The organism is Haloarcula sp. Atlit-7R (genome assembly GCF_003666065.1).
Lineage (GTDB): Archaea > Halobacteriota > Halobacteria > Halobacteriales > Haloarculaceae > Haloarcula > Haloarcula taiwanensis.
On the sequence record NZ_QXIK01000016.1, the window covers coordinates 12,317 to 30,902 of the forward strand.

The 18,586-nt window shown below is 50.7% G+C and carries 15 protein-coding genes; 6 read left to right on the forward strand and 9 right to left on the reverse strand.

What is annotated here, in order from left to right; genetic code table 11:
* Nucleotides 1-81: 81 nt before the first annotated feature.
* A complete protein-coding gene (locus tag D3D01_RS19770; protein WP_121513454.1) occupies nucleotides 82-738 on the forward strand; it encodes an NAD(P)-dependent oxidoreductase in 657 nt (218 codons plus the stop codon).
* Nucleotides 735-1,610, forward strand: a complete 876-nt coding sequence (locus tag D3D01_RS19775) for an SDR family oxidoreductase (RefSeq protein WP_121513455.1) — start codon at nucleotides 735-737, stop codon at nucleotides 1,608-1,610. Before D3D01_RS19770 ends, D3D01_RS19775 begins: the two co-directional genes overlap by 4 nt.
* A 449-nt stretch (nucleotides 1,611-2,059) precedes the next feature.
* Here D3D01_RS19775 and D3D01_RS19780 read toward each other — a convergent pair whose 3' ends face one another.
* On the reverse strand, nucleotides 2,060-3,226 hold the full coding sequence (locus D3D01_RS19780) for an ISH3 family transposase (protein ID WP_121513456.1): 1,167 nt from the start codon (nucleotides 3,224-3,226) through the stop codon (nucleotides 2,060-2,062).
* Nucleotides 3,227-5,047: 1,821 nt separating this feature from the next.
* Between D3D01_RS19780 and D3D01_RS19795 the strand changes: the two genes are divergently transcribed.
* A complete protein-coding gene (locus D3D01_RS19795) occupies nucleotides 5,048-6,277 on the forward strand; it encodes a Cdc6/Cdc18 family protein (RefSeq protein ID WP_121513459.1) in 1,230 nt (409 codons plus the stop codon).
* 818 nt (nucleotides 6,278-7,095) lie between these two features.
* Here the strand turns inward: D3D01_RS19795 and D3D01_RS23800 are convergent.
* The gene (locus D3D01_RS23800) at nucleotides 7,096-7,329 is read right to left on the reverse strand and encodes a hypothetical protein (RefSeq protein ID WP_158600518.1); all 234 of its coding nucleotides are present in this window, start codon (nucleotides 7,327-7,329) and stop codon (nucleotides 7,096-7,098) included.
* A gap of 837 nt (nucleotides 7,330-8,166) precedes the next feature.
* Between D3D01_RS23800 and D3D01_RS19810 the strand changes: the two genes are divergently transcribed.
* On the forward strand, nucleotides 8,167-8,412 hold the full coding sequence (locus tag D3D01_RS19810) for a class I SAM-dependent methyltransferase (protein ID WP_199725504.1): 246 nt from the start codon (nucleotides 8,167-8,169) through the stop codon (nucleotides 8,410-8,412).
* A 145-nt stretch (nucleotides 8,413-8,557) separates the two neighbouring features.
* Here the strand turns inward: D3D01_RS19810 and D3D01_RS23550 are convergent, their stop codons facing one another.
* A complete protein-coding gene (locus D3D01_RS23550; protein ID WP_147439955.1) occupies nucleotides 8,558-9,724 on the reverse strand; it encodes a hypothetical protein in 1,167 nt (388 codons plus the stop codon).
* Between the two features lie 154 nt (nucleotides 9,725-9,878).
* Here D3D01_RS23550 and D3D01_RS19820 point away from each other — a divergent pair, with 154 nt between their 5' ends.
* Nucleotides 9,879-11,669: a recombinase family protein gene (locus D3D01_RS19820; protein ID WP_121513463.1), complete on the forward strand. Its 1,791-nt coding sequence runs from the start codon at nucleotides 9,879-9,881 to the stop codon at nucleotides 11,667-11,669.
* 14 nt (nucleotides 11,670-11,683) lie between these two features.
* Here the strand turns inward: D3D01_RS19820 and D3D01_RS19825 are convergent, their stop codons facing one another.
* The 3 genes from D3D01_RS19825 to D3D01_RS19835 are packed head-to-tail and all read right to left on the reverse strand — an operon-like array spanning nucleotide 11,684 to nucleotide 14,505.
* Nucleotides 11,684-12,451, reverse strand: coding sequence for a hypothetical protein (locus D3D01_RS19825; protein ID WP_158600520.1), 768 nt, complete (start codon nucleotides 12,449-12,451; stop codon nucleotides 11,684-11,686).
* The gene (locus D3D01_RS19830; RefSeq protein ID WP_121513465.1) at nucleotides 12,448-13,392 is read right to left on the reverse strand and encodes a recombinase family protein; all 945 of its coding nucleotides are present in this window, start codon (nucleotides 13,390-13,392) and stop codon (nucleotides 12,448-12,450) included. The genes D3D01_RS19825 and D3D01_RS19830 overlap by 4 nt, the downstream gene beginning before the upstream one ends.
* Complete coding sequence (locus tag D3D01_RS19835; RefSeq protein ID WP_121513466.1) at nucleotides 13,393-14,505, reverse strand: PD-(D/E)XK nuclease family protein; 1,113 nt, start codon at nucleotides 14,503-14,505, stop codon at nucleotides 13,393-13,395.
* A 614-nt stretch (nucleotides 14,506-15,119) separates the two neighbouring features.
* Here D3D01_RS19835 and D3D01_RS19845 point away from each other — a divergent pair.
* Nucleotides 15,120-15,365, forward strand: a complete 246-nt coding sequence (locus D3D01_RS19845; protein ID WP_199725506.1) for a winged helix-turn-helix domain-containing protein — start codon at nucleotides 15,120-15,122, stop codon at nucleotides 15,363-15,365.
* Nucleotides 15,366-15,742: 377 nt separating this feature from the next.
* On the opposite strand, the gene D3D01_RS19850 is transcribed toward D3D01_RS19845, so the two are convergent.
* The 3 genes from D3D01_RS19850 to D3D01_RS19855 all read right to left on the reverse strand — a co-directional run bounded on the left by D3D01_RS19850 (nucleotide 15,743) and on the right by D3D01_RS19855 (nucleotide 18,434).
* Entirely contained in the window at nucleotides 15,743-16,918 is a 1,176-nt protein-coding gene (locus tag D3D01_RS19850; protein ID WP_121513469.1) for a Fic family protein, read from the reverse strand.
* A gap of 275 nt (nucleotides 16,919-17,193) precedes the next feature.
* A complete protein-coding gene (locus D3D01_RS23555; RefSeq protein ID WP_147439956.1) occupies nucleotides 17,194-17,628 on the reverse strand; it encodes a hypothetical protein in 435 nt (144 codons plus the stop codon).
* The gene (locus D3D01_RS19855) at nucleotides 17,625-18,434 is read right to left on the reverse strand and encodes a ParA family protein (RefSeq protein WP_304999833.1); all 810 of its coding nucleotides are present in this window, start codon (nucleotides 18,432-18,434) and stop codon (nucleotides 17,625-17,627) included. Before D3D01_RS19855 ends, D3D01_RS23555 begins: the two co-directional genes overlap by 4 nt.
* Nucleotides 18,435-18,586 lie beyond the last annotated feature (152 nt).

Consider the following 18,586-nt stretch of genomic DNA (forward strand, 5'->3'; position numbering starts at 1 on the left):
TTGGTATAGAGGCGGTTTATCGCCCAATACTTCGTGTTTTTGAAGCTGTAAGTATATTACCATATGGCCGCTATACCCAGTATGCGAATCGTACTATTCGGTGCGACGGGCCGGACCGGACAGCCACTCATCGATCAGGCGCTCGAACGGGGACACGAAGTCGTCGCTTTCGTTCGGGATACTGCGGGACTTCCGCAAACGGTGCAAGAGGACAGTCACGTGACCGTGGTCGAAGGTGACGCTTACAACGGCGAAGACGTTGCGCGTGCCATCGGCGGCGATGGCAACCCCGTCGACACCGTTGTCAGTGTCCTCGGGCAGACATCGGATGGACCGGACGACCTCCTGACCGTTGCGGGCGGCCACGCGCTCGCAGCGATGGACGAGAATGGTGTCGAGCGACTCATAACGCTGGTCGGTGCAGGCGTCCGTGAAGACGGTGAGTCGGTGACCCTCAGTGGGAGAGTTATGGGCGCGTTGTTGAAACTGATGGCACGGTCGGTCCTCGAAGACGCCCGCGACCACGTCGAGATGGTCAGAGACAGCAACACCCGATGGACCGTGGTTCGTCCCCCGAGACTTACCGAAGATGCCCACACTGGTGAGTTCCGCCACGGGACAGATATCACACTCGGAATGCGTGATACTGCCGCCCGCGCGAACGTTGCCGAATTTATCCTCGACTGTCTCGAAGACAACCAGTACGTCCACGAGATGCCGAAAATCGCGGACCGATGACGCAGGTACTGGTCACCGGCGCAACCGGGACCGTCGGACGCCACGTCACGCGTGGAGTGACCGAGGGTGACGCTGCGGTTCGCGCCGGCGTGCGCTCGGTCGAGCGGGCGCGGGAGACACTGCCGGACGACGCCGAACTGGTCAGATTCGACTTCGAGAAGCCCGAATCCTGGGGGAGAGCCTTCGAGGATATCGACGCGCTGTTTCTGGTCCGGCCACCGGAGATGGCTCGTGTCCACCGCCACATCACGCCAGCAATCGACGCTGCTGAGCGAGTCGGGGTCGAGCACGTCGTCTTTCTCTCGGTACTCGGTGCGGAAAAGAACCCACTGTTGCCCCACCGCCGTATCGAACGCCATCTGCAGGAAACTGACCTGACCTACACCTTCCTCAGAGCCTCGTTCTTCATGCAGAACTTCTACGTGGTCCATCGGGCTGAGATTACCGAGCGGAACGAACTGTTCATGCCCGCTGGTGACGGGAAGACCAGTTTCGTCGACGCCAGAGATGTCGCCGCCGTCGGCGTCGAGGCGCTCGTCGATTCGACCCATCGGAACCGTGCCTACGCCGTAACCGGTCCCGAGGCACTAACGTACGACGACGCCGCAGCAATCTTTTCGGACGTGCTGGACCGGGATATCGAGTACGCGAATCCCGGACTCGTCGAGTTCGCCGTGACAGCGACCCGGCGTGGCGTGTCACTGCCGTTCGCACTCGTCCAAGCAGTCGTCTACACGACGGCACGACTCGGTCTAGCCAGTCGAGTCACTGACGCCGTTCAGCGAGTACTCGGTCGTCCTCCACAGTCGCTTACCGACTTCGTCCGTGACCACGCCGCAGAGTTCGACCACAACGTCACGAATCAGACCTAAGAGGATAGGGTAACTCCTCGTCCGCTAAACTGCGGCACCGACCCGGTGGAATGGACAATCGTCTGCCCTCGAATTCGGCCGCCTCACGCCCGAAAAGACATTTCGTTCGATAGGCGAGCGAACGCCTCAGCATCCGTAACGGATTTTTAGGGTTAAACTGCCCGACAGCGGCGGGTTAGGTCTGCCAATGAACGCAATAGAGTTGCTTTCCACTCGCCCGTTGAAAGGTTCCGGATCAGAGTAGTGCAGTCTGGCGATTCGCGTCCATCTACACTCAGTACCTCACAAAGCATCGCCAATTAACTTGACCAGAGTCACCTTTTCTGTTGAGATGAGTCGTCGATAGTGGTCGAAGAACGCTAATCGAAGGGGGAGCTGCCGCTGTCGGCGGCGATCAGCCGCCGACGCGGCAGCGTTGCCACTCAGAAGGTAGCGTCCTCGGTCGGCGATTACCGGTGGAACCGGTCGTCCGGTGGCCGGTTCGCGGGGACGGCCCGACGCACCGCGAGGGCCGTCCACGCTGCCCGACAGAGCATGTTAATGAACTCCTCAAACGACCAGGACCAGAGGCGACGCCCGCCATGGCGGGGCGTCGCCACATACTCCCAATGGAGATACCGCCACACATTCTGCAAGAGTAGACTAACAACGACGTACAGCAGCCGTACAACCGGATTCTGCGTTGTCGTCGTCACAATACTTTGTTCAGAGAGTCGGTAGCTGGCCTCGATACCGAAGCGTTTCGCGTAGTGGTATCGGGCATCTCGGGGTGTGTCAATGAACGGCGCGTCAGCGGCGTAGCCGTGACGCGCCACTCCGTGCTCGTCGTACCGCCCTTTTTGATAGGTACAGTCGATGTAGACGGGAAACTCGACGGTCCAGCTGTGACCGTCGAGTTTCCTCGTCAGGTCATGTTGGATTACACGGCTCCATCCTTCCGACAGTTCCTGCTTGATCGTCTTTCCCCATCGGACGATCGGCATCACGTACGCATAGTTGTGGGCTTGAAGCAGCGTGAGACACTTGCTATCGTAGAATTCTCGGTCAAGATAGACGGCCTTGACGCCGAGGTCAAGGCCGTCGAGCAGACCAAGAAACTCCGCGAGGACACTGCTGGCGGTGTCGCCGTCGACGAGACGGCGCACCGCCAGCGTGTAACGCTTATTCTTCACACGCGCGTAGAGTGTCGCATAGGCGTGAAATGCGGTGGTTCCACGCTTTGCTTCCGAGTGATAGAGGCCAGCTGTTTCGTCCTCGTCACCGTAGTAGGGCCGCAGGTGGAGGTCTGCGACGACCTCCACCTGCTTAGGGAGAACCTCTAGAATGTCTTTTTGGAGGAGTGCGTTCCCGACTTGTTCAACCGACGTTAGGTCGAACTTCTCGCGGAGGTGGTACAGAATCGTGTTTTGGTGAGGAGAGTCTTTACTGGTCTCACAGAGTTCAGATACCGAGGTCCCGTCGGCGCAAGCGCCGACGAGGACCTCGTAGATATCCTCAGATCCGATTTCAGCATTAGCGCCGAGACTGAGTGAAACTTCCTCGTCAAGCGTGTTGACGAGGAAGTTAAGGAGCTGGTCCTCCTGGATTTCACCGTCTGCTTGCTTGGTATTAGACACACCTTCAGCAAGCAGACCTCTCAACTAACCGGCTTTGTGAAGTACTGACACTAGCCTCAGCGGAGAAATACAATCGCCAATTGAGGCGTACTCGTCGCTTGTGTCGGGTGATTCATACCTTTCAACAACCTTCCGTAACGCTGTAAATGCTCCGTACTGCACACAGAGGATGAGTATAATACACGACTCTGTTTGTTTCGTGCCAAAAGAAGTGAACAATCCGCTCACTACAAATGCCTGTCTAACGTGAAGGCAAGCTAATGACTCTATTCTTGCATAGCGATCTCTATTCCTGAGTTTAAAATACGAAAATATCGAGCCCCGCACGCAGAGTGAACTCCTTGACAATTACCGGAGAATCGTCTTCCCTCTCCCCACTGGTTACAGTGAGATGATAGTCACCTGTTTCAGTGATACCAGTGGGAACCTCTGTCGACTGATCAGGTGCCACCGTTGTCTCTGTTTGTAAGAAATCAGCGCTGTCCCTCGTAAGTGTGATATCGACGGTCCGGGACACTCCGGTGTCGTTGTGGAGAACGATTTGATATCCTCGTAATCAGGTGTCCCGGTCGCTGATTCTGTCGGTGACTGCTCAGTTGGAGATTCTGTCGCTATCGATTCTGTTGGAGCAGTTGGTGCCGGGGATTCACTTGAGGTTGCTGTCGACGATAGTTCGGAGGGTGTCTCAGACGATGAGGGTGCCGGCGGAGCTTGACACCCTGCGGGAACCAGTGAGAGGGTGACAACCGAGAGATACTGTCGTCGCTTCATAATCCCAGCCAGATATGTCACCTGTAAATATCTTGTCTGTATTGAGCAGTGACACCGACTTCAATTAGACTGACCCGTCGTGCAAGAGTCGCGCGTTCCATCTTGCACGACGCTCAGAAAACCTACTACCACTGGTAGAACCAATGGCAGTCAATACGCATACCCACTGAGCAGCTGATTCGTCCCGACCGTTCTGAAATCAACTCTGGGGATTCTGAGACTTTTGGCTCCGTATCGACGTATTCGATTTGCGCTTGTGTGTTCCCCGCCAATCAGAAGTGACAGCTCTCAATCGAAATAGAATAACTGGTCGTGCTTCTCCCTGTAATCCGTACTAGCTTCAGAGCATACGGAGACACACACCCCGGGTGTCGAGTGTAAATCAACAGGATGGTGGGTACCCGATCAGAACACTGTAGTACGCCTAATGTTGTTAGCTACTGTTTTCGAGTGGTAGAGAGCCCTAAGATCTTTTTTCAGCTTTTCTTACTACTACTAGCTATATACTATTTATATATTTTATTGTATCAGCAATAAATAAATCATATAATGTGGTATGAGCGGGTCTAAGTCGGATATAGAAGCACTAGCAATATCATTTATAAGCAACTCTAGTACTCCAATGCATAGCTATCTCTGGACAACACATGAGTTGCACAGCAATCCCTACTGAGTCATCGATCTGTCCGCAGACAGTCTGTATACTCGTGTTAACCGTATTTCTCTCTACTCTATCTAACGGTAAGAAGGTCTTAGACAGTCAGCATGGACAGTTTACACTCGACACCCGGGGTGTGTGTCTTCAAAAACGTTCTTCACTAAACACCTAAAGAGACATAGTGACTACCAGTGTTACACTCGACACCCGGAGGGGTGTACTATTTTCTTCTCCTTGGAAATACACTATACTATTGATGCCGTATAGGCTCTACTAACAGTAGAATCAATCGTTTACACTCGACAGATGGTGTGTGATGGAGGCATAGTTTTATATACTACACCGACTGTCGTGTGTAATATGAGGTGGCTCCTCTGGGGTCATATATTCATATGAGTAACGAGAAACAGAGTTCCCTCGACTCAATTTGGGAAAGCGAGGATCCGATTTTCGCGGATAAAGAGCTTCTCGATATCGAACATATTCCGGATGAGGAGCGGATCATTGGCCGTGAAGATGAAATATCTAACCTGGCCAATAGCATTCATCCTGCAATCCGAGGTGGAAAGCCCAGAAACACGTTAATTTACGGAAAGACGGGAACTGGCAAGAGTCTCGTTGCCAAACACGTTACTCAAAGTGCTGAAGACTTCGCTCACGATGAGGGTACGAAACTTGATCGCGCATATATCGATTGTACTCAAGCAACAACAGAGACACAGGTGGTAATCAAACTCGGTCGGACATTCAACCGACCAGATGAAACAGATATCTCTGTACCACCTTCGGGATTATCGACGAATGCATACTATGATCGTCTTTGGGAGATACTTGATACTCTCCATGATGTCGTTATCATCATTCTCGACGAGGTTGACAAACTCCAGGAAAACAACGTGCTAATGCAACTCTCCCGAGCTGGTGAAGCCGGGAAGATCGACTCGTGTAAGGTTGGTATCCTCGCGATCAGCAACAAAATCTCGTTTAAAGATTCTCTCGATGAGCGAGTCCTCAGTAGTCTGCAAGAGCGTGAGTTTATTTTCCCTCCCTACGACGCAAACCAGCTCCGCGAAATTATGCGTCATCGCCAGGATGCATTTCGTGAAGGTGTCCTCACCGATGATGTGATTCCTCTGGCGTCTGCGTTCGCTGCACAAGAGCACGGTGACGCTCGAAAAGCACTAGATATTCTTCGAAATGCAGGCGAACTTGCAAAAGACGATAACAGTGATGTTGTGCAAGAAAACCATGTCCGAAATGCACGTGAGAAAGCGGATATCGATCGATTCTCTAAGCTTCTCCAAGATCAGCCTACACAATCGAAAGCAGCAGTGTACGCCCTTTCATTGATTGCAGAGGGGAGCAATCAGGAAGAGTTCCCTACTCGTAAAATCTATGAACGGTACGAGCAGCTCGCGGAGTCACTAGATATTAACCCTCTCTCACAAAGACGGATGTCTGATCGGCTGAATGAACAGGCGTTTCTAGATATCCTCGGCGTCACGGATAGGGTTGGACGCGGCCGTGGGAAAGGCATGACTAATTTTTACTACCTACTGGAGGAGCCTAAGGTCGTACAAAGTGCCATTGAATCTGATCAACGGTTTTCCCCCGATCAGTAATTCACGATTTTACACTCGACAGTCGGGGTGTCTCACTCGAACTTTCGGACTGATAGATCCCAAGAATATCTATATAAGGGTTTGAATGGTGTGATACGCGATTTAATGCCCATTTACACTCGACGCCCGGGGTGGTCCTCGATTCGGGTACGAGCGAGTGAGTGTGATATCCTCTGCACTGGAACGGGGTGGTTTCCTGCGTAGGAATACCGGCTAATCACTGGAAGTGGGTTTCGACTTGAACCCTCCGAGCGTCATTTGCTGTGGTAGACTCTGCTCATTCTCTGGCTGGCCAATCCGCCGAGTCAACCATTGATTGTCTCGTTATCGGGTCCTTCCACAGTTCTACATAAGAGCGTGCGAGATTAACCAACACTTCCTTTCCAATCCGCCCCTATGTTAGTTATTGGCATCGTTCTGTCACTCACTCTGGCTGGCCAATCCACCGAGTCAATCGTTGATTATCTCGTTATCGGGGTTTTCCACAATTCTACATAAGAGCGTATCTAGTTAACCAACATTTCTAATTTTTCGTGCCTGTCTGTTGGTTAAACACGCAGACGCAGACGAGACTTTGTCGCGAATCAACAACCCCGGCAATGACCCCTATTTCATTGAGTTGCTGGACCACGAGCAATCGGACTTGGTGAGGTCAGTTCGGGATAGCTGTCGTGGTTCCTCGTCGCTACTGCATCCGTGAGCAGCTGCCCAATCAACGAACGATCATTCCCGTCCCTAAATAGCGTCCTCGGCTCCAGGGAGATTGTAGCATCCTCTTTGAAGTCAAGAATATTATTAACATGGCTGATAGGATTGTGTTACTCGGTTTTACGGAGTTGGTCATCGACCTCGTAGAGCCAGCCACGGTCAAGAAGCCGATCGACCACGTATACTGCATCAGCCTGCTCCTCAATATCCTCAGACTCAGCGAGAAGGAACTCATGTGCTTCACTCTTGGAGAGCTCGTCAGTGCCTGTGGCGTACGCTCTCTCGAGTGTCTGGTAGGCACTCTGGATCCAATCTGGGAGAGGCGGTTGGCCAGTGTGTCTCATAGCCCTAGTAATTCAACTATACAGTATAATTGAGAGCCAGCAACTTTACTTCCCCGGCGGGTTGGATAGGTGACTCTGAACTCAAGACTGAGACACTCTGAGATGTTGATTACAGGGATAATCATGACCAGCCAGTATCTGTCCACACGTTCTTGGGGCCGCAATCGCGGGATAGCAGTGAATTACTTTGTCTACTTTTTTCTGGATCTAAGTAAACACTCGCTTCTGCGGGATGGGGCCTCCGCCTTCAAAAGGTTGTAGTATCCTTCGACGTATCGGTATAGTCCTTGCGCCACTTCCAGAATTGGTTAGTCGCTCCCCTCCGGAATCAGATTTTCAGTTTGTGTATAAAACTGCGGACCTCAGCTGTGACCCGATCCGGTGCTTCCGTTGGGCCTCCGTGACCGACGCCTGCAACCTCAACGAGTTGGCTGTCCGGCAGGGCGTCATCCACCGCAAGGATGCCGTCTTTGAGATGTGGTTGCCCTTGGGTGCCTGTCAGCAGGAGTGTTGGGACGTCAATAGCCAGTGTCTCGGGCAGACGGTACTGCTCGATAGCCCGGTTTATTCGAGCGATGTTTTCCGCTCAACTCAGGTTTTGAAGCAGATCTGATATATTATCAAAATCAAACAAATTTATTGGTATTTTTGCCCTGACATATAACCGTATTCAACGGAGAGCCAACTCTTGCACCCAATAAATTCCCACGACACGGCAGACCAGCAGCATCGAACACACAACGACAAAACCGATTAACAGCAATCGGTACGACGGTGTTCGAAATCGGCTGACGAGATCGCCGACGCATATGCAGATGTCGCTGGCAAACTCGCATGATGGCAACAACTCTTGGCTTTTCGCTGGTCGGTATCGCCGTCGCCTGTGGAACTGGGAAGAACTTCCGGTATTTGCCGTCGTCCAGCGAAGTCGTCGGGAGCGACATCAGCGACGAGATGCTCACCTACGCCCGCAATGAACTCGACAGGATCGAACTGGACGGCGCTGTCCATCAGATGGACGATCAGGCACTCGACTTCACCGACGACACCTTTGATACCTTCATTTCGTCATTCTCCACGTGAATTTTTCCCAATCCGATTACCGCGCTCTACGAGATGGAACGAGTCTGCACCTACTCTGTCTCTGCCTCGTTGTTCCCATCAACAACTCCCAACGAGGAAATGAACCGGGTTGTGAGAAGTTCTGAGATTCACTCTACGACACGCTCTAAAGAAAAACCATTGAGGCATGAAGCAGAGGGCGAATTTGTAAGTCTTGAGAAAAAACGTAACCGACCCCCTCACCGTGATCCGTAGTTACCCATCCACTTTTTTTCTTTTCCAAAAGTGGTCGATTTGCCCACCTCCCCGAGTTTTCTTTGTTACCAGCTAATTTCCGGAGTATATATTTTCCCTGTGTTCTATCTTTGCGGAAGTTAAGATCTGAGATCGGAATAGGGGTGTCGGCATTATATACGGAGTTGAATACATTAATACCCTCTTCACCCTGAAATTCTTCTTGCTTAAGCGCCTCTGTGTCCTCCTCTAGAACCTCAGCAAGGTTGTCTACATATTTCATTGGCTTTGAACTCACTAAATCATCCATTATTGATTGAAAAGAGTCTTCGGCCCTTTCTTTATTCCATTTAGACATTCTCAGACGGCTCCTCTCTATATCTGTTTCATTGATTAAGTGTGAAACAAGAATGTCAGTGGGAGTAATTCCAAAATCTTGAATCACGGACTCTGCTAATTTATCTAATTCTAATAAGTTTGATTCTCCCTTCGAATGCAAGTATTGATTAATTGGTGCAACTGTTGACCATGTCTCACACCGCTCAGTCAATTCTTTTAGAATCTCTTGAAGATTAGACAACTGCTCTTCTGTAGTACTATTAAGTGGCGAGTCCAGAGAATCGATCCTTGATGCGTATAGACCCATGAGCACGCCCCAGAGAATTTCAATTTTGTTTCCGCTTTTTGTCGGCTCACTCATATATTTTAAGCACCTCCCAATTTGAATACCAAACTCTCGCTGATACCTTTCTTTCTCTGATAAATTGTTTCTCCCAATCGATAAGGAGGGGCGTGCCTGGTATGATGTTGCAATAACATTCTCCCAAATCTCATCCCAGATCTGATCTCCATTGGGCCCAATACCCTCAGAAAATACGCTATGAGACCTAAACGCCTCTATATCTTCAAAAAGTTCCCCAAACCGCTCTGGTAGCATCTCAACTTTATTTTTCCTAATATTTTTTGGAGAACTCGGTGACTCAACATCCATTAAGTACAGCCACTGATTCGGTGTGAGTGCATAGTTTGGCGAGTCAGACGGACTTGAGCCATCTTTGTATCTTGGTGTCCCGATCTCGGCAATGATCTCGTTTGACATGCCCAAGATACCTAAGATCTACTGCCATGATAAATAAGTTTCGACTGTTTATTCCGCAACTCAGTTGTGTAAATTATTACACCCATATATTTCTTTGGGGTTGGGGCGCCCCCTCACTCTGAGGTTGGAGAGGGTAGACCCCCACTGTCACCGTATGCAGAGACGGACAAAATCAAAGATTGCTGGACGTTGGGAAGAGGGCGGTACGGTGAAAGACCAAACAAGTAGCAACGAAGATGGCAAGTGGGCTGACAACGGTTTTCCTAGGATCGGCGATGTTTCCGGGTTGGGAAAACTATGTAGGAGATTAATGCCAACCACTGATATCCTCAGCTTAGCTAGCCGTATAAAAAGTATATACAACTCTAATAAAAACCTCCTGGACAACACACCTACAGGTGAGTGGTCCAGGCACTACTTATCAAGTGCATATATCGCACGTGTAGCTGGCTTCGCGATGGCTGCAACCTGTCTGATTCTAACCCTTCAAATAGGGCCTGAAATCGGGAGAGGGGGTATAATTTTCAGTTTCCTGCCTCCTATTTCGATGAAAGACAAGAGGTGGGTACTCCTCGCACGTGTGAGTAGTGAAGATCAACTAGACAATACTAGCACGGACAAACAACTTTCTGATCTTCGGGAACGAGCTGAGAAATTGGATGGTAGAATTGTTGCCGAAATAGAACGCGCCGAATCTGGTGCCCAGATGGATCGTCAATCACTGAATGAGATATTGGAAATGGGCAAGAACGATGAGTTTGATATATTAGGAATATGGAAGTTAGATCGGTTGACCAGATCTGACCCATGGGAGAGCATCAACTACCTCCAGAAACTCCGTAAGCATGGCATCATCCTGTATTCTCACAACCATGGCTTCTTTGACTGGGAAGAACGGAAAGACTTCGAAATTCTGGTCCGGGAAGTATTATTCTCGAGAGAATGGTACTCCCGGATCAAAGAGAACGCTGAGGATGGCCAACTCAAATATCTCGAACAGGGGAAATACCCATTCGGGGAACCGCACTGGGGTTACACGACTGACGATGAGAAATATATCACTCTTACTGAGAGAGGGCAAAGTGTCATTCCCGACCTGTTCGACAACTACGTGGAAACAGAAAACAGGGCGAAAGCGAGACGTCAAGTGAACAATGAACATGGGCTAGAAGACGATCCGCTCACAGACAGCCAAACAAAGACAATTCTTGAGAGCCCGCTCTGCTTAGGACAACTGACGCTAAAAGGAAAAGTGGTCAACACGAGGGAAGAACTCCAGTGTGTTTCAAACGGGATATACAACCGGGCACAAGAGATTCTGGAGGATCGACGGCGTTCCTCGTCCGAGGGTGATGCAGTGCCTGAGCCGGTCGAACGAGCTGAAAAGAGGTTCGGACCCGAATTTGTCGGGAATCTCTTCGACACGCTGAACACGATTTGTCCTGAGTCTGGTTGTGATGGCGCATTAGAGGAGACAAATTCGACGACAACAGTGCGGAATCGCATCCTTGTTGAGTACACTTGTGAAGAGTGCGACTTCATTGGTCCACTCTTCGATCAACAAGAGATCGATAAACTGGATGCGACTATTCCACTCGCATGTCCATTCTGTGTTTCAGTTGATGATGTCTCAGGAGAGCGAGTATCCTCGTCTATACTTGAGTATCTCTATTCCTGTGCCCACTGCCAGAACAAGTTCGCGGTTGATGTCCCGCCAAACAAGTACCAACGGGCATTTGAGTGCCCGGAAGTCGCCTTCCGGTGGAATCCAAACAAGGATCAGGAGTCTGATGACGCCGATGAGGTTGATCCCGAGGATACTGCGTTTATTTGGGGGATGGGCATAATGTCCGATGGTGGTGATGATATCAGTTCTAACAGTAACAAAACAGATGACGATGATGACGACGACGAATCCGCATCGCCGATGTGTAGCATTGATTGAACTCTGTAATATTGTCAATCTGTAATTTCCTGAGTTTTCTTCCAGACTGTCTCCTTTGACACTCCACAAGCAGCCCCCGTCTCGGCTAACGTAACTGACTGGCTCTGTTCTTTGACTGCGAGATAGATCGAGGCCGCAGCGATGCTTGTCGGACTACCAGTTACTCCCGTTTCTGATGATAGCAACTTTCTGGCCCGTTGTTCCACTGCTTCGTCCAAACCGAGTTGACATCTCAGAAACGGGAGATATAATGCGGGTGGCGTGATTTCACTGTGAATGTTGTAGTCCGTTCTGAGCGCACGATATCCCGTTCGAAGTTGCTGTTCTGATATCTCGCACGTTTCAGCCACGATCCCAAGAGGCCGTGGAGACTTCTGTCGTCGAAAGCTCGCGTAGATGACTGCCGCTATTCCAACCGAAACACTGCGACCCTGAAAGTACCGGCCTTGCCAAGCTTCGGCAAGTATCTCGACTGTCTTGATACAGATGTCGGTGTCCCCTCCGAGAGTTCGAACGAAATCCTCTGCGGTCCCGATGATCTCAACCAGAATACGGTCTGACGAATCGCGAACGTCTACATGGTCCTTCCATTCTTCGGTAATGGTTTCAGATGCAGGAGATGACTGGGACCGGGAGTGTTCCTTCTCACGCCCGTCTACTATTTTCTCGGGACCGGTAACGACGAAGCTACATTCTGAACAGAGTAAATCGTCGTCGTTGATTGTTTCAACTGCCGAGGCTCCGCAAATCGGACACCTAGTCGATGAGACTGGATCTTTCAAGAGGAACCACCATCCCGATACGCCCGGTATTCGTCGACAATACGGCCTGCCTTCGACTCTTTCCGGGAACTATCCATCTCTGTCTGTGCATGTTTGAATCGGAATCTGGCTTTCGTCGCTTCCTCGAACACCCTGTCGGGCAGAATTCTGTACTCTTCGACGTTCGCTTCGAAGTCCGCGATCTGGTAATGCCCAATATACAGTTCGTTCCGCAGCACTTTGCCCACCGATTGACGACACCACGAATCACCGCGGTTGGTCGTCTTATTGCGTTGGTTGAGCAAGAAGGCCACCTGTGGCATCGAGTGCTCTTGGATATATAGGTCAAATATCAAACGGACTAACTCTCTTTCTTTCTCGTCAATGCGAAGAGTCCCGTCATCGTTTTTTGTGTACCCCAGTGGAGGATGGTCGTTTGGCCATTTCCGTTCGCGGGCGAGTCCGTACATACCCAATTTAACTCGCTGACTGGTCAGGTCGGACTCCAGCTCGGCGGCCGATGCGAGATTCCTGAAATTGAACCGACCAACCGGATTGGTCGTATCCAGGAATTCGGTGACGCTGTGAAGACCAACTCCCAGCTCGTCGAGTTCTTCCTCGGTTTTGACGAGATCAACGAGTGAGCGACAGAAACGATCCAGTTTCCAGAAAACGACGACATCGAAGAAGTTATTCCGGGCTTGCTTAAGCATCGACTGAAATTCGGGCCGTTCGGTATCACGACCAGACTCTGCCTCGTCAGAAAATACGAAAACGATGTCCCAGGAGGCGTTTTCGCAGAATTTCCAACATCGCCGCACCTGTTCGTCGATCGAATATCCGTACCGCTGACTATTCGACGAGGTTCGAGCGTAAATCGCTGCCTGCAAGTCTTCATCTGGTTTGGGTGTGTCTTCTCCATCAATCCCGCCACTTGTACGAGGGGGAGCAATATTCTCCATTTAGACCCCTCTGTCAGCACCTGCAGACAGACGTAACTCCGTGAGTGTCTCTGACTGTGCGCAGTGTGGGCACAGAGGGCGACGGTCTGGGCCGAGTTCTCCTGGAAGCTCTTTTCTCTCGAAGGATTTCAAACAGTTCGGACACTCCCACGATTGGACACCATATTCATCTACCAAGTCCGGGAATTTTTCTGCGAGTGTCGGTGTCAACGTCGCTCCATCATGCGCTTCAAGATACTCGCGAACCTTGTTTCGAGGATACGAGTTGACATTCTGAAGAAGGCCCAACGGGCCCATGTCCGCGTATGGTGTGTCTCCTTTTCCACAACGCTCACGATATGAGCAGTACTCACACTCCCAGTCGGCTTCTGGCTGAGCTGGTGGAAGTTCATCATCAAGACGATATTCCGTGTGCGCATTAACCCACGACAGTACCGTCTCGTTCCAAAATTCGGCGTCGAATTCCACGCGGAAGGCCTTCATTTCGAATGTCTCACGCGAGACGTAGATCAGAACGCCCTCAGTCAGGCTTCGATCATGCTTTTTTGAGAGTCCTGCTAGATACGCATGCAATTGAGCGCGATGACGTCTATCTGGTGAGTTCTTATATTCTATCGACGACGTGGTCTTCACTTCGGTCGGCAACAGTGGGTTGCTCTCTTCGTCGACGAGCACTGGGTCTGTTACGCCTTTGATTCGAAGGTCCTTGTCCTCCATCTCGACGTGGAAATCAATCCACATCGAGTTCTGCACGTAAGTCTGGTCAGTCCTGACGACGTCCTGCAAGAATGGAAGGATTACGTCTTCTTCGATGCGCCGTCCAGTCCAGAGAATACCTTCTGCATCGTCCTGCTCTTCAGGCGCATTCTCTTGTCTGTAGTAGACTTTCCGGTGACACTGGAGGAGTTTACTTGGGCTGTGGCGTTCTGCTGGTGGAATTGAGCTCGGACCATTGAAATACGGCTTGCCGTCACGAATATTCTGTCGGTACTCCCGATTCTGATACCACTCATCAAACTGCTCAGCTGTAATTTTCTCCAGCGGTTCATTGACGCATTTCTCTTCGCACTCCGTGAACACAGCATCCGACTGGGCTGGATTATCGGTCGCCATTCTGGTTCCAATTTGAGAGGTGCATCTATAGTCAATGGCCGATTGGAGAATGTACGGCTGCTTCTCACCCGTCTACATTACGTATAGAAGACTTCTATCGTCGGCTCAGTGATGTCTAGAAGTAATACTGCAAGTCTTAGTGCTGGTCCTGATCTGACCTCTTGTCGCTGGGGGTCATAGACAATGATGTTTGCGTTACTGAGAGTTGGCAGGTGAGTTTGAGACAGTGCATTATACACGTTCTTGTATTGTTTGCTCGTTGCGTGCACTGGCGCAGTTTCATTTTCTGTTCCGGCTACTTGTCGTGCGAGCCAACGTGTCGAGACAACATCTTCACTTAGACTGCTATCTAAAAGTCGGACAACTCGGCGTCGCCGCAAGGCTCGGAGTGCGTGCAGTAATGCCGATAATCTGGACTCGATTTCTGTCGCTGCATCTTGTACTGATTCAGTGTTATCCATGGCATGCCCTCAAATTGATGATATGATCCGGAGTAGCATTAGAACGTCGTTTAGGGTTGTATCAAACCCTATTCCGGGCTTGATTGGATGATAGTCAGCACCCATTTTTTATGTGGTATAGACTGAGCGGTTGTGCGCCCCCGTGTATCGTGGATGAACCAGACTGATGACCGCATCCTCTCTCTCTTGGAGGAATCTGGCCTTATGCTATCGCCAGCAGTCATCGCTGCAAACCTTGACTACACGCGTGGTTGGGTTTCCAAACGGCTTCGAAAACTTCTGGAAGCAGGATTAGTAAGGAAGTCCCAGTCATCGTATTATGAAATCACTGAACTGGGGGAGCAGTATCTTGCGGGTGAAATTGAAGCGCATGTGCTTGAGGACGCTATTCAGAGTTAGCCCAGAGGAGTCTCAATCGGTGTTCAAATTTTCCTAACCATCGAGCTGTCGATCGTCTCCACCGTGGCGGGAATTATTCGATGACATAGTCCTTGGACCGAGTCAGAGAGGGATAGAAGCAAATTAACCAACATTGAGCCGCTTGAACCCACCGTGTTGGTTAACATTCATCCAAACTCATTACCCCACCTGACGTAGGCCAAGCCATGACCCATAACACCCCAGACGGCACCATGAGCGGAGGCTGTGGTGCAACTGGAGATCCCAACACGGTTACCAGAAGCAGTCCCGTGATATTTCAGCGGAAATAGTGGTGTGTGAAATCACCACATGACACGGCCGGCAAGCCGAAGCCGAACACGGTGAGTCGACATGACTCAGTACGTCTCTGGCGGCCGTTCGAGGATCTCAAATATCTCTGTCGCCCGGAACTCACGGTTGCGTTGCTGTCCCGTCACTTCCTCAAGAACACCCTGCTCTTGGAGCGTCTCGATGGCCCGGTAGGCTGTCGAGTGTTCCACATTGAACTGTTCGGCGACCATACGGGCAGTCACATAGGGCTGTTCGAAGAGCCAACACGCCAGTTGGTCCGCCGTGTATGCAGAGTCACCGTACTCGGTCTCGTACTGCTGGCGTAGTGAATCGAGTCCGACTGTCCGAATAACGGATTCCTCTGCTTGGTGTCGCACGCCTGTAATGAAAAACGATAGCCACGACTCCCAGTCGCCGGTCTTTCGTACTTGGACCATCCGGTCGATATAGGTCTGCTTGTTACGATTGAAATACTCGCTCAGATAGAGCGTAGGCCGCTCTAGATAGCCGTTGTCGTGTAGTTGCAACGTAACGAGCAGTCGTCCTAACCGTCCATTGCCGTCGCCGTAGGGATGGATCGTCTCGAACTGATAGTGAAACAGTGCGATATCGGTCAGCGGGTGATAGCGACCTCCGGTTCGATAGTAGGTGAGCAATGCCTCCATGGCGCCATCCACTGCATCGGGTACCGGCGGCAGATAGTCGCCGATATGGTTGGGTGTCGTCTTGAACGCGCCAATGGTATCGGTATCGACGCGGTCGTCTGGCACCCCTGTCAGCAATTGCTCATGGAGTCTATGTAGCAAATCGATGGACAACTCCTCTTCCGAGTCGAGCGTATCTATCCCGTGCTCAAGGGCCCGTTCGTAATTGAGGACTTCATAGATGTCCTTCGTGGTATCCGTACTGGAAGACCAAGAATCCGGTGTGGAATCGGCGTCGACGGCCTGTGTCTCGTAGCTATACAGAGCGTTGAAGTCAATATCGGCTCCCTCGATTTCGGCCGATTCCATGGCCTCCTTTCGGAGCAAGGAAGTGTACAATACCGCTGGGAAATCGACCATGCGGCTGATGCCACTCAGTTGCCCCAGCCAGAAGGTCGCCTCCGAGAGCATCTCGTAGAAATCATCATCGAGGCTGAGTCCGCGAGACGGTGGTAACGGGTCCGGCTTGTAGTATGACCGGCGGCCGTAGGTGACCAACTGACCTGGGGCATCATCTCCTAATTCGTCGACCCACATGCAATGGTAGGTAGTATAGCGTCTCAGTATTTCAATTTACGGTCTCGAAATGCAAACACGGGTTAGAGTTGTCGGTTGTCTTTGCAGCAAGCCTGACCGAACGCAGGAACATATTCTATTACTAGGTGCCCAGTAGCGGAACTGCCTTGGTTTGTCGCAGTCACGACTTTTGCTGTCGGTCGACAATATGAGAGAAATATATGTCGACGCTGGTTCGGAGCAACTCCTGCGGTAACTGTGGTTTGGATATGAACCGCAGTGGATTGTGTATAAACTCAGTCCTCACGCTGACGTAGAACGATTTCCTCAAGTTCGTCATGATCCAGACCCGCTTTGATCAGACCCTCAAAAAAGTGCTTGTGCTTTTCAATCTCTTCTTTGCCTTCGATCATCAACTGGCCGTTGATTTTCCGGTACCGCTCGTTTACCTCCTCAACCAAATCTTCTGAAATGTAAATTGCAGTGTGGGGCCGAGAGCGCCTAGTATCGCCAGTGGATGAGTCAGAAGTGCTTGATGTCTTGCTCGCTGATTTGCTTCCCTCAGATTGTGACTCTACTGCCTCTTCCGTTTCAGTCTCTGTCGTATTTTCCAGATTATCTACATTATCCGAAGATGTTGCTTCATCGTCGGTGGGTGATTCCTTTCCTTCATCGCTACTCTCTGGCTTGTGCTCCTCAAACCTGTCCATCAGGGGATTATCGTCACTCATTCGTATTGCTCCAGGTGATCAGCGATACGGTCGTATGCTGTGATTACATCCTGTTGAGGGCCGTCATCCCAGGGATATCCGGCATCTTCAGGGTCGTACTCGAATATTGATGTCCGATATTCTATCGCGTGTTCGACGACATCGCGTTCGGGAACATCGAAGACATGGTCCTCACCGAAGGTCTCGAAGAACCACTCCTCGACCTCACGGGCTACATTGCCTTGGGACGGAACCTCATTGAGTACGGCCCCGAGCGTCGTGATACTATACTGGTCGAATTTCGCCTCGATTGTATCTATCTCCTCGAACAGAATTTCGAGACTGTCTCGCGCAATCGTATTGGGGTGACTCGGAAACAGCACATTTTCAGCTGCTATTAGAGCCCCGTCAGAAAGTGGACCGAGGTTTGGCGGACTGTCGATGACGATGAAGTCGTAATCTGTGTCCAGCCTATCTACGGCCTGTCGAAGAGATTCGTGACCACCAGCTTCTGAGTATAGGTATTTTTCGAGGTTGAAGTTCTTTAGGTGGCTTGGAACGATATCGAATTCTGCAGAGTCGATAATTAAGCGGTCTAGATCATCATACGTGAGGTCGCCCATATCGCTGAGGACGTCAAACAACGCAAACTCAGCAGACCGGTACTCCTCTCGAAGCCCCATTTTGAGTGTTGTACCCCCTTGTGGGTCGGCGTCAACGACGAGCACATCGTGGCCTCTGGCATTTAGTGCCCCTGCGGTATTGATACTGGTAGTCGACTTGCCAACGCCACCCTTCTGCATCGAAATTGCAACTCTAAATGTCATGGATTGTTCGCATTATGTGGGTTGTCCGTATTATTTGACTTATCCAACTCATCCGTGTTATCTACATTATCTCTGTGACAGCCAATCTTATAAAATTATGTCAGACACAGTATTTACGGAGTGTTCAACGTTCTAAGAGAACTTTGGAAATA